Source organism: Kitasatospora sp. NPDC050543 (assembly GCF_044457565.1).
Classification (GTDB): Bacteria; Actinomycetota; Actinomycetes; order Streptomycetales; family Streptomycetaceae; genus Kitasatospora.
Genome location: NZ_JBITGZ010000044.1, coordinates 34,844 through 46,721 on the forward strand (window position 1 = coordinate 34,844; position 11,878 = coordinate 46,721).

11 protein-coding genes and 1 pseudogene are annotated in these 11,878 nt (G+C 73.6%); 2 read left to right on the top strand and 10 right to left on the bottom strand.

Annotated features, from left to right (window positions below; translation table 11 throughout):
• From ACIBH3_RS32435 to rimP, 7 genes are all read right to left on the bottom strand, one after another.
• Positions 1-1,089, bottom strand: a complete 1,089-nt coding sequence (locus ACIBH3_RS32435; RefSeq protein WP_396315692.1) for a bifunctional oligoribonuclease/PAP phosphatase NrnA — start codon at positions 1,087-1,089, stop codon at positions 1-3.
• A 2-nt stretch (positions 1,090-1,091) separates the two neighbouring features.
• Positions 1,092-1,535 carry a 30S ribosome-binding factor RbfA gene (rbfA, locus tag ACIBH3_RS32440; protein WP_396315693.1) on the bottom strand — a complete coding sequence of 148 codons (444 nt, stop codon included), beginning with the start codon at positions 1,533-1,535 and terminating at the stop codon, positions 1,092-1,094.
• Positions 1,536-1,685: 150 nt separating this feature from the next.
• Positions 1,686-1,979, bottom strand: coding sequence for a DUF503 domain-containing protein (locus tag ACIBH3_RS32445; protein ID WP_396315694.1), 294 nt, complete (start codon positions 1,977-1,979; stop codon positions 1,686-1,688).
• A 133-nt stretch (positions 1,980-2,112) separates the two neighbouring features.
• Entirely contained in the window at positions 2,113-5,274 is a 3,162-nt protein-coding gene (infB, locus tag ACIBH3_RS32450) for a translation initiation factor IF-2 (RefSeq protein ID WP_396315695.1), read from the bottom strand.
• A gap of 251 nt (positions 5,275-5,525) precedes the next feature.
• Positions 5,526-5,825 carry a YlxR family protein gene (locus tag ACIBH3_RS32455; RefSeq protein WP_396315696.1) on the bottom strand — a complete coding sequence of 100 codons (300 nt, stop codon included), beginning with the start codon at positions 5,823-5,825 and terminating at the stop codon, positions 5,526-5,528.
• Between the two features lie 76 nt (positions 5,826-5,901).
• Positions 5,902-6,903, bottom strand: coding sequence for a transcription termination factor NusA (gene nusA, locus ACIBH3_RS32460; RefSeq protein ID WP_396315697.1), 1,002 nt, complete (start codon positions 6,901-6,903; stop codon positions 5,902-5,904).
• A gap of 82 nt (positions 6,904-6,985) precedes the next feature.
• Positions 6,986-7,558, bottom strand: coding sequence for a ribosome maturation factor RimP (rimP, locus tag ACIBH3_RS32465; protein WP_396315698.1), 573 nt, complete (start codon positions 7,556-7,558; stop codon positions 6,986-6,988).
• A 283-nt stretch (positions 7,559-7,841) separates the two neighbouring features.
• Here rimP and ACIBH3_RS32470 point away from each other — a divergent pair, with 283 nt between their 5' ends.
• Together ACIBH3_RS32470 and ACIBH3_RS32475 are read left to right on the top strand one after the other, a co-directional pair.
• Positions 7,842-9,011, top strand: a complete 1,170-nt coding sequence (locus ACIBH3_RS32470; protein ID WP_396315699.1) for a ferritin-like domain-containing protein — start codon at positions 7,842-7,844, stop codon at positions 9,009-9,011.
• Between the two features lie 120 nt (positions 9,012-9,131).
• On the top strand, positions 9,132-10,055 hold the full coding sequence (locus tag ACIBH3_RS32475; protein WP_396315700.1) for an aminoglycoside phosphotransferase family protein: 924 nt from the start codon (positions 9,132-9,134) through the stop codon (positions 10,053-10,055).
• Here the strand turns inward: ACIBH3_RS32475 and ACIBH3_RS32480 are convergent.
• The 3 genes and pseudogenes from ACIBH3_RS32480 to ACIBH3_RS32490 form a co-directional block, all read right to left on the bottom strand.
• Positions 10,028-10,603 carry a GNAT family N-acetyltransferase gene (locus ACIBH3_RS32480; RefSeq protein ID WP_396315701.1) on the bottom strand — a complete coding sequence of 192 codons (576 nt, stop codon included), beginning with the start codon at positions 10,601-10,603 and terminating at the stop codon, positions 10,028-10,030. The two genes, ACIBH3_RS32475 and ACIBH3_RS32480, sit on opposite strands and share 28 nt — an antisense overlap.
• 116 nt (positions 10,604-10,719) lie before the next feature.
• Positions 10,720-11,595, bottom strand: a complete 876-nt coding sequence (locus ACIBH3_RS32485; RefSeq protein ID WP_396315702.1) for a GNAT family N-acetyltransferase — start codon at positions 11,593-11,595, stop codon at positions 10,720-10,722.
• 132 nt (positions 11,596-11,727) lie between these two features.
• Positions 11,728-11,878 (bottom strand): annotated as a pseudogene (locus ACIBH3_RS32490) (4-hydroxy-3-methylbut-2-en-1-yl diphosphate synthase); the annotation flags it as partial.

Below are 11,878 nucleotides of genomic sequence, written 5' to 3' on the forward strand. Positions count from 1 at the left end.
TCAACTGACAGGCCCGAGCGCCGCCCGGAACCTCGCCACGGTGGCCGCGACGTCCTCCCGGGTGGAGAACCCGGCCGCGAAGATGTGCCCGCCGCCGCCGAACTCGGCGCAGGCGCGGGCGACGTCCACCGCGCCCTTGGAGCGCGAGGAGCCGCGCAGCGTGCCGTCCGGGTCCTGCTTGAGCACGAGGGCGACCTCGGCCTCGGCGGGGCGGCGCACGATGTCGATCAGGCCCTCGATCTCCTCGACGGTGACGCTGAACAGCGCCAGGTCCTGGTACGGCACCCAGGTCCACACCAGCCCGAGGCCCCCGGCCGCCTCCGGCTCGAAGACGGCCCGCTCCAGCGCGCCGGCGAGCACCTTGAGGTAGCCGAAGGAGGAGGTGTCCCACAGCTGCCGGGAGATCAGGTCGTGCCGGATGCCGGTGGCCAGCAGCCGCCCGGCCAGCTCGTGGGTGGCGGGTGTCGTGGCGGCGTACTTGAACGAGCCGGTGTCGGTCGCCACGCCGGTGTAGAGGCAGGTGGCGAGATCCTGGTCGAGCGGCACGTCCAGGCGCCGCAGCAGCTCGTCCACCAGGACGGCGGTCGCGGGCGCGCCCGGGTCGATCAGCTGGTGGGTGCCGAAGCCGGGGTTGGAGGCGTGGTGGTCGATCACCACCAGGGCGGGCGCCGCGAAGGCCTTGTCGTGGAGCAGCCCGAGCCGCCCCTCCGAGGCCACGTCGAAGCAGAGCACCAGCTCGGGGACGTCCGGCACCTGGTCCGCCGGGACGATCAGCTCCTGGCCCGGGAGGAAGGCGAGCGACTCGGGGACGATCTGCGGGTCGTCGCCGAAGGAGACCCGGACCTCGTGGCCGAGCGAGCGCAGCGCGATGCCGGCCGCCAGTGCCGAGCCCAGCGCGTCGCCGTCCGGACAGATGTGGCAGATCACGTCGATCGAGGCGGCCCGGCCGATCTCCGCCACGACGCGCTGCCACTCCAGCTCGAAGGCCGGCGCCTCGGCGCGCGGGCCCGGAAGCACCGCGAGGGCACCCTCCACCGTACTGGTGGAGGATGCCCCCGACGAACCGGCCTTCGCCGGCTCACCCGCCATGACTACTCGTCCTCGTCGTCACGCTCGGAGGCCGGGACCTTGTACGGGTCCGCCTCGCCGGCGTACGTCGCGCCCGCCGCGGTGGTGCGCACCGCCGCGTCGATCTGCCGGGCGCGGTCCAGCAGGTCGTCGATGTTCCGGGCGTTGTCCGGAAGGGCGTCGGCGACGAAGGTCAGCGACGGGGTGAAGCGCACCCCCGTCTCCTTGCCGACCGTGCTGCGCAGGATGCCCTTGGCGCTCTCCAGCGCCGCGGCCGCGGCCTGCCGCTCGGTGTCGTCACCGTAGACCGTGTAGAAGACGGTGGCCTCGCGCAGGTCGCCGGTGACCCGGGTGTCGGTGATGGTCACGAAACCCAGCCGCGGGTCCTTGACCCGCCGCTGCAGGGTCTCGGCGACCACCACCTGGATGCGGTCGGCGAGCTTGCGCGCCCTAGCGTTGTCGGTCACGTTGCCTCCTCGTGCAGTGGGCTCGGTACTCGGGTCAACAACCCACCCGTGGGGGCCCATGCCCCAACGTACCGGCCCGCGCCCAGCCTTGTGGGCGCTCTCGGTCCTGATCTGTGTGAGAGTGGCGACTTCGCGCCCTCGCCACGGATCTCAATCATCGTCGCCGTGGTAGCGCCTCCTGGCGGAGAGCAACTGCACCTCGGGGCGGCCGGCGACCAACCGCTCACAGCTGTCCAGGATCTCGGTGACGAACCCGGCGTCGCCGGACACCACCGCAACGCCGATCTCGGCCCTGCGGTGCAGATCCTGGTTCCCTACTTCCGCCGCGCACACGCTGTACTTGCGCTGCAGCTCGGCCACGATGGGCCGCACGATCGAGCGCTTCTCCTTGAGCGAGTGGACGTCGCCCAGCAGAAGGTCGAAAGCGAGTGTTCCCACGAACATGTATGACAGGTCACGCCGACCTGGAGGCCTCGGAGAGCAGCCCGCGAGCGGGCTGATGTACGAGGACCCTACACAGCGACACCGGGGCCGGTCGACGGGAATTCCCGCCGACCGGCCCCGGGCAGCCACTCGCTTACGCGCGCGGCTTCTCGCGCATCTCGTACGTCTCGATGACGTCCTCGACCTTGATGTCGTTGAACGACCCCAGGGTCACACCGGCCTCGAAGCCCTCGCGGACCTCGGTCGCGTCGTCCTTGAAGCGGCGCAGACCCTCGATGGTGAGGTTCTCCACCACGACCTTGCCGTCGCGGATGAGGCGGGCCTTGGCGTTGCGGCGCAGCAGGCCCTCGCGGACGATGACACCCGCGATGTTGCCGAACTTGGAGGAACGGAACACCTCGCGGATCTCCGCGGACCCGAGGCGCACCTCCTCGTACTCCGGCTTGAGCATGCCCTTGAGGGCCGACTCGATCTCCTCGATCGCCTGGTAGATGACCGAGTAGTACCGGACGTCCACGCCTTCCTTGTCGGCCGCGGTACGGGCACGGCCTTCGGCGCGCACGTTGAAGCCGATGATGATGGCGTCGGAGCCCATCGCCAGGTTGACGTCGGACTCGGTGATCGCACCCACACCGCGGTGCAGGATCCGGAGCTCGACCTCCTCGCCCACGTCGAGCTTGACGAGGGCGTCCTCAAGGGCCTCCACCGAACCGGAGACGTCACCCTTGATGATGAGGTTGAGCTGCTCGATGTCGCCCGCTGCGATGGCCTTGTCCAGGTCCTCCAGGGACACCCGGACCCGGCGCTGCGCGAAGGCGGCGTTGCGGTCACGGGCCGAGCGCTTCTCGGCGATCTGACGCGCGGTGCGGTCCTCGTCGACGACGATGAAGCTGTCGCCGGCGCGGGGCACGGAGGTCAGACCGAGCAGCAGCACCGGACGGGACGGGCCGGCCTCGGCGAGGCTGTTGCCGTTCTCGTCCAGCATGGCGCGGACGCGGCCGTAGGCGTCGCCGACCACGATCGAGTCACCGACGCGCAGCGTGCCGCGCTGGACCAGGACGGTCGCCATGGCGCCGCGGCCCTTGTCGAGGTGGGCCTCGATCGCAATACCCTGCGCGTCCTGCTCCGGGTTGGCCCGCAGGTCGAGCGAGGCGTCAGCGGTCAGGACGACCGCCTCCAGCAGCTGGTCGATGTTCAGACCCTGGCGCGCGGAGATGTCGACGAACATGGTGTCGCCGCCGTACTCCTCGGCCACCAGACCGAACTCGGTCAGCTGACCGCGGACCTTGGTCGGGTCCGCGCCCTCGACGTCGATCTTGTTGACGGCGACCACGATCGGCACACCCGCGGCCTTGGCGTGGTTAAGCGCCTCGACCGTCTGCGGCATGACACCGTCGTTGGCCGCGACCACCAGGATCGCGATGTCGGTCGACTTGGCACCACGGGCACGCATGGCGGAGAACGCCTCGTGACCCGGGGTGTCGAGGAAGGTGATCGGACGCTCTTCGCCGTTCACCGTCGTCGCGACCTGGTACGCACCGATGTGCTGGGTGATGCCACCGGCCTCGCCGGCCACCACGTTGGACTTGCGGATGGCGTCCAGCAGGCGGGTCTTACCGTGGTCGACGTGACCCATGACGGTGACGACCGGCGGGCGGGCCGCCAGCATGTCCTCGTCGCCCTCGTTCGCACCGAAGTCGATGTCGAACGACTCCAGCAGCTCGCGGTCCTCGTCGTCACGGCTGACGATCTCCAGGACGAAGCCCATCTCGTCCGCCAGCAGCTGAAGCGTGGCGTCGGAGACCGACTGGGTCGCGGTGACCATCTCACCGAGGTTGAACATCACCGAGACGAGCGCGGCCGGGTTGGCGTTGATCTTCTCCGCGAAGTCCATCAGCGAGGCGCCGCTCGACAGGCGAACGGTCTGGCCGTTGCCGCGAGGCAGCATCACACCGCCGACGGACGGGGCCTGCATGGCCTCGTACTCCTGGCGACGCGCGCGCTTGGACTTACGGGCGCGAGCCGGGCGACCGCCCGGGCCACGACCGAAGGCACCCTGCGTGCCGCCACGGGCACCCGGGCCGCCGGGACGGCCGCCGAAGCCGCCGGGACGCGGGCCGAAGCCGCCGCCACCGCCGGGAGCGCCACCCGGGCGCGGGCCGCCGAAGCCGCCACCGGCCGGACGCGAGCCCGGACCGGCCGGACGGCCGGCGAAGCCGGGGCGAGCGCCACCGGCACCGGCGCCGGGACCACCCGGACGGCCACCGGGGCCACCCGGGCCACGGCCACCGGGGCCCGGACGCGGGCCGGGACCGGCCGGACGCTGGGGCATCATGCCCGGGTTCGGACGCGGCATACCGGACGGGCTGGGCCCACCGGGACGCGGACCGGCCGGACGCGGCATGCCGTCGGGACGCGGGGCGCCACCGGGGCGGGCCGCACCGGCGCCGGGGGCGCCGGCGGGACGGGGACGGTCGCCACCGGGACGCGGGGCGCCACGGTCGGCACCCGGGGCACCGGCGGGACGCGGACGGTCGCCACCGGGACGCGGGGCGCCACGGTCGGCACCCGGGGCACCGGCGGGACGCGGACGGTCGCCACCCGGACGGGGGGCACCGGCACCGGGAGCACCGGCACCCGGACGGGCGGCGCCCGGCGCGGCCGGACGACGGTCGCCGGGGCGGGCCATACCGGTGGCGCTGCCCGAGGTGAACGGGTTGTTGCCCGGACGCGGACCGGCCGGACGCGGGCCCGGACGGGCACCGCTGCCGGCGGCGGGAGCCGCGGCAGCCGGACGCGGGGCCTGGGCGGCCGGACGCGCAGCGGCGGGGGCGTCACCGGCGGGAGCCGGCGAGGAGAACTCGGCCGCGGGAGCGGCCGGGGCCGCCGGGGCGGCGGGACGCGCCGCCGGGCGCGGGCCCGGAGCAGCGGCGGCCGGCTTCGCCGGGGCGGGGGCGGCCGGGGCGGCGGGAGCCGCGGCGGCCGGGGTGGGACGAGGTCCCGGGGTCGCGGCAGGGCGCGGACCCGGGGTCGGGGCACCCGGCTTGGGTGCGGCCGCACCGGCGGCGGGGCCGCCGGCGGGCTGGGGCGCCGCGGGCTTCCGCGGGCCAGGCTTGGCAGCGGAACCACCCGTGGGGGCCACTCCCAGCGCGTCAGTCAACTTGCGTACGACCGGCGCCTCGATGGTCGAGGACGCCGAACGGACGAACTCACCGAGCTCGGTGAGCTTGGCCATGACGGCCTTGCTCTCCAAGCCAAGCTCCTTGGCGAGTTCGTAAACCCGGACCTTAGCCACTTCACTCCTGTCTATGAGTCCGGGGTGATCGTCCGCCGGACTGTCGCTACTTCATGGGCGTACCCATCGCGTACTCATCGCGTACTCATCGAGTGCTCATCGCAATCTCGACCTACTTCCAACATCGCGAGGTACCTGACTGGTGGCACGGCGCGCGGATACACGCGCGCTGTGCTTGTTGCGGTGGTTCTCCGCCGCGGGCGGCGGCCGTAACGGGCGGCGTTCCCCTCCAGGCGGTCCTGAGGGAAGCCTCAGGTCGCCGGGGTGCCGCCAGCCCGCTCCTCGATGTACTCGCGGAGCCGCTCGGTGCCGAGCACGCCCTGGAGCCGGAAGGCCCTGGGGAACGCCCGGCGGCGGACCGCGAGGTCGAGGCAGGTCGGATCGGGGTGCAGGTGTGCGCCCCGGCCCGGCATTGCACCACGGGGGTCGGGGACGCAGACGCCCTCCACCGCCGTGACACGCAACAGCTGGTGCTTGGCCGCTCGCTTGCGGCAGCCCACGCAGGTGCGTTCCGGGCGTGCTCGGACATGCGTCCGGCCAGACGAAGGCAAGTCTACCCCTCCGAAGGGACATGGCGCCGCCCCACCGATCCGGGCGGGACGGCAGGGCGGCACGGTACGGGCGTTGCTACTGCGCCTCGGATTCGCGCGGCTCGCCCTCGGTGTCCGGGCGGATGTCGATCCGCCAGCCCGTCAGGCGGGCGGCCAGGCGGGCGTTCTGGCCCTCCTTGCCGATCGCCAGCGACAGCTGGTAGTCCGGCACGATCACCCGGGCGGAGCGCTGGTTGTAGTCCACGATCTCGACCTTCGTCACCCGTGCGGGGGACAGCGCGGCGGCGACCATCTCCGCCGGGTCCTCCGACCAGTCGACGATGTCGATCTTCTCGCCGTGCAGCTCGGCCATCACGTTGCGCACCCGGCTGCCCATCGGGCCGATGCAGGCGCCCTTGGCGTTCAGGCCCTGGCGGCGCGACCAGACGGCGATCTTGGTGCGGTGACCGGCCTCACGGGCGATGGCGGCGATCTCCACGCTGCCGTCCGCGATCTCCGGGACCTCCAGCGCGAAGAGCTTCTTCACCAGGCTGGGGTGGGTACGCGAGAGCGTCACCGACGCGCCGCGCACGCCGCGGCGGACGGCCACCACGAAGCACTTCAGCCGGGTCCCGTGCCGGTAGTCCTCGCCGGGCACCTGCTCCTGCGGAGGCAGGATGGCCTCCAGCTTGCCGATGTCGACCAGCACGTTCTTGGGGTCGTTGCCCTGCTGGACGACACCGGTGACGATGTCGCCCTCCTTGCCGGCGTACTCGCCGAAGGTCTGGTCGTCGGCGGCGTCGCGCAGGCGCTGCATCATCACCTGGATGCCGATGCTGGAGGCGATCCGGCCGAAGCCGCTCGGGGTGTCGTCGAACTCCTTCGGCTCGACACCCTCCTCCAGCTCGGCCGGGTCCTCCATCGCCCACACGGTGACGTGCCCGGTCTTGCGGTCCAGCTCGACGCGGGCCCGGCGCCGAGATCCCTCGGTGCGGTGGTACGCGGTGAGGAGGGCGGACTCGATCGACTCGACCAGCAGGTCGAAGGGGATGTTCTTGTCGGTAACCAGCGCGCGCAGGGCGCTCATGTCGATGTCCACGGCTACGCCTCCTCGTCTTTCTTCACGTTCACACGTTCGTTGGTGCGGATGGACCGGATGGGGCTGATGGGTGCGGAGAACCTCACTCCGCGGTGTCGTCCCCCTCGTCGGAGGCGTCCTCGGCCGCGGTGTCCGCGTCGTCCGCGAGATCCGGGGCCTCGTCGAGAAGCTTCTCGTCCTTGCGGCTGAACTCCACCTGGACGCGGGCCTTGGCCACCTCGGTGTACTCCAGACGGCGCTCCTTGGCCCGGCCGCGGCCCTTGACGGGCTGCACCTCGACCAGCGCGCCGTCCTCGTCGGCCTCCAGCACCCGGGCGATGATCTCGCCGCCGTCCGCGAGCTGGGCCTTGACCAGCCGGCCCTCGGCCCGGCGCCAGTGGCGGGGCTCGGTCAGCGGGCGGTCCACACCGGGAGAACCGACCTCCAGGACGTACGCGGAGCTGCCCATCACATCGGACTCGTCCAGCGCCTGGCCGACCTCGCGGGAGAACTCCGCGATCGCGTCGAGGTCCACGCCGCCGTCGGCGTCCACGTCGATCTGCACCTGGCGGCGGTTGCCCGCCTGGGCGACCTTCACGTCCTCCAGGTCCAGGCCCGCGTTGGCGGCCAGCGGCTCCAGCAGCGCACGCAGCCGGTCGATCTGGGTGGTGCTCATCCGGGTGACTCCTCGGCCGCGTCTGCTGTTGTCAGAGGTCGCGCTGCGGACCCCGGCGCCGATCGCGGCACGGGGGCGAGTCGCAGCAACTCGGGCCAAAGCCTATCCGGTCAACCCCCGAACCACCGATTCCGGACGGCACACGGCCGGGAGCGACACGCCGACTGCGAGCAAGCTCACATCACCCCACCGAACCCCGGGGTGGCCTCATCCCGTGTGGATTCTGTAATCATTCACGCCAGCAGGGGCGCCGCGACCCCCGCCCGAGCCCGGGAGAGACACGATGCAGGCCCCCACCCGACGGACCGCCCTGGCCCTAGGGCTGCTCGTCACCGCCGGGGCCCTCGCCGCGTGCACCGACACGCACCCGGACAAGGACAAGGACTCCGGCGAGCAGCACGGACCGGACCCCGACCAGCCGCTCAGAACCCGCGCCGTCGCGGACACCGACGCCCTGCTCGCCGGGTACGACGCCGTGCTGGCGGGCCCGGGCGCCGGGCAGGCGGGCCGGCTCCAGCCGCTGCGCGCGGAGGTCGCCCAGCACCGGGCCGCGCTCGCCGAGGGCCTGCCGGCGCCCGCCGCGACGACCACCCCGGCGGCCTCCCCCACCGCCACCGGGACGGCCACCGACGCCTCGGCCACCCCCGGTGCCACGGCGAGTGCCGCCCTCCCGACGAGCGTGGCCGCGCTGGCGGCGGCCGAGCGGCAGACCGCCCAGGCCCGGCTCACCGACCTCACGGCCGCCTCGCCCGCGCTCGCCGCGCTGCTGGCCGCCGTCTCCGCCTCGGGCGCGCTGCACGCCGCCGCCCTCGGCGACCGCACCCCCGTCATCGGCACGACGGCGCCCGCGCCGAGCGCCGACGCCTCCCCCGCGCCCACCGCGCCCACCGCGTCCGCTCCGTCCGCTCCGTCCGCGTCGGCGTCCACGGCGCCCGCATCGCCCCCGCCGTCCGCGCCGTCCGCCGACGGCACCGCCGCCCTGCAGAGCGCCCTGGCCGCCGAGCACGCCGCGATCTACGGCTACGGCGTCATCGGCGCGCGGCTGCCCGACGACCAGCAGCGCACCGACGCCCGGAGTGCCTTCGCCGCCCACGAGGCCCGGCGCGACGCCTGGCAGCGCCTGCTGGCCGGCGCGGGCGCCTCCCCCGCCGCGGCGGCCCCCGGCTACCAGCTGCCGTTCGCGGTCTCCGACGCCGCCACCGCGGGCAAGCTCGCCGCCCACGTGGAGACCCGGCTCACCGACGTCTATGCCGCCCTGGTCGGGCAGGCCGCCGGCCCGCTGCGGCTGGCCGCCGCCGACGCGCTGCGCGAGTGCGCCCTCCGGGCCAGGCAGTGGGGTGCCACCCCGACCGCCTTCCCCGGCCTGCCCGACCCGGCGGCCACCGCCGCCCCCACCGGCACGGGAACCCCCGGCACGGGCACCCCCACCGCCCCGGCCACCGCACCCCGCTGACCACGCCTCACGGCCGCTGCCCGGCCCCCTCCCCCGACCGGCCGCGCTGACCTGCCGGTTCCCGTTCATGGCCGACAATGGACGGGTAGCACCAGGGCACGCTTCGACGGGAAGGCCAGCATGTCGCCAGCACCAGGGCAGATCAGCATCCCGGCACGCCTGGCGCACACCGTCACGGCCGAGGAGGGCGAGGCGGCCCGCAGCTGGTTGACGAGCCTGCCCGAGCGGGTGGCCGCGCACCTGGCCCGCTGGGACCTCACCCTGGAGCGCGTCCTGGAGCCCGGCGGCCGCCGCAGTCTGATCGGCTACGCCCACCGCGACGACCTCAGCGCCGTGGCGCTCAAGGCCACCCTGCCCGCTCCCGAGCCCTCCCGCGAGCACGCCGCCCTCGCCCACTGGGCCGGCCGGGGCGCCGTCCTGCTGCTCGACTCCGACCCCGCCGAGGGCGTCCTGCTGCTGGAGCGCCTGCACGGGGAGATCCCGCTGCGCTCACTCGCCGAGGCGAAGGCGATGCTGGAGGCCACCAGCCTGCTCCGGCGGTTGTGGGTGCCGCTCACCGACGGCCACGGCTTCACCCCGCTCGCCGACCACGCCGCCGTGCTCCTCTCGGGCCTGCGCCGCCGCTGTGAGCTGCCCGCCGCCGCCGACGCCCGGCCGCTCGCCGACGCGGCCCTGGAGGCCGCCGAGGTCCTGCTCTCCTCCGCCACCGAGCAGTTCCTGCTGCACGGCAACTTCCATCACGGCAAGGTGCTGGCCGCCGACCGGGCGCCCTGGCTCGCCGTCGCCCCCGAACCGCTGGCCGGCGAGCGTGCCTACGACCTCGCCCGGCTCGCCCAGGACCGGATCGACACCCTGGTCGCCTCCCCCGGGCCCCGCGGCGCCGCCCGCCGCAGGCTCCAGCAGCTCGCCGAGGCCGTCGAGGTCGACCACGACCGGCTGCGCGGCTGGACCCTGCTGCGCAGCGTGGACACCGGCCTGCGCCACCTGGAGGCCGGGGACACCGGGAGCGCGGAGCTCTACCTGGAGTTCGCCGACTGGCTCTGACCGGCCCGCCACTGCGCCAGCGGCAGCCGAGCCCCCATCACCGCGTACGGGCGGTCGGTGTTGGGGAAGCGCACCGCACGCGCCAGATCCCGGTAGCCGAGCGCGCGGTAGAGCCGGCGCGCCGGAGTCTCCGCGTCGATGGCGGACAGGATGCTGCGCGGCTGCCCGGAGCGCTCGCACAAGGTCCTGATCAGGGTGCTGCCCACGCCCCGGCCCTGGAACTGCGGGAGGACGTGCAGTTCGGTGATCGCGAAGACGTCGTCCAGCCAGTCACCGTGCCCGGCCGCCTCCAGATGCGGCTGGATCACCGTGCTCCACCAGTGCTCGCGCCGGTTGGGCATCCCGTACCCGAAGCCGACCAGCCGGCCGCGGCTCATCGCGCCGAGCGCCAGCACGCCGGGCTGCTGCGCGTGGCGCCCGACGATCTGCAGCCGGACGGCGACCTCCTCGGCCGTCAGCCCGAAGGCCACCGCCTGCACCTCGAGCGCGTACGGCGCCCAGGCCGCAAGGTCGATGGCCTCGATCGTCACCTCGGTGAGCTGCTCCATGACCCGGGACGTTACTACTCCGGCGGCCGCTCCAAGCGGCTGCTTCGCCCCTCTCCACCCGGATTCGACCGGCCCTGCCGCGACAGGGGCCCAACCGGGCACCGGGGCAAGGGAGTTCAGAACAGGACGCTCATGAACGCGCCCACCTCGCGGAAGCCCACCCGACGGTAGGCGGCGCGGGCGCGCAGGTTGTAGTCGTTCACGTAGAGGGACACCACCGGCGCGACCTCGCGCAGGGCGACCTCCAGCACCGCGGCCATGCCGCTCTCCGACAGCCCCTGCCCGCGGTACTCCGGGGCGACCCAGACGCCCTGGATCTGGCAGGCGCCCCGGGTGACGGCACCGATCTCGGCCTTGAAGACCACCTCGCCGGCCTCGGTGATCCGGGCGAACGAGCGGCCGGTGCTGATGAGTTCGGCCACCCGGGCCTGGTAGAGCAGCCCACCGTCACCGGCCAGCGGCGAGACGCCGACCTCCTCGGTGAACATCGCGACGCAGGCCGGCATCAGCGTCTCGACCTCGTTCCTGCGCACCCGCCGCACCAGCGGGTCGGGGGCCACCTCGGTGGACGGCAGGGCGGTGGCGAGCAGCGGCTGGTGGGCACGGACCTCGCGGGCCGGGCCCCAGCTGCGCTCCAGCAGCGCCCAGAGCGCGGCGGTGGACCCGGCCGGGCCGACGATGGAGGAGCAGCGCCGGCCCTGACGGCGGGCTCGCTCGGCGAAGGCGCGGACGGCCTCGGGGCCGGCGTTGACCAGGACGAGGTTGGCGCCGGCGTAGCAGAGCGACTCCAGGCTGCCGTTCTCGTCGTACCAGCCCCACATCTCGCCGCCCAGGCGCCAGGGGTCCAGTCCGACCGCCTCCACCCGGGTGGCGACGAAGGCGTTGGCGACGGGATCGCGGTGCAGCACCTCAAGGGTGTCCGCGAGATCCTCGGCCTCCAGGACGCGGGTGGTCGCCAGGGCGCGGGCCGCCTGGAACGAGCTTGGGAGCATCACACCTCGATCGAGCATCGAGTCAGCACCTCACTGAGACAACTCTTGCCGCACCCTACTCCGTGGCCCCGCCCGGATACGGCGGCGGGGCCGTCCGTGGACGGACGGCCCCACACCGGAACACTGCGGGAGTCAGTCGGCGGCGACGACGGTGGGGCTGCCGGCCTCGACGCCGTCGGCCTGCATCTGCTCGGCGAGCTTGAGGGCCTCCTCGATCAGCGTCTCGACGATCTTCGACTCCGGGACGGTCTTGATGACCTCGCCCTTGACGAAGATCTGGCCC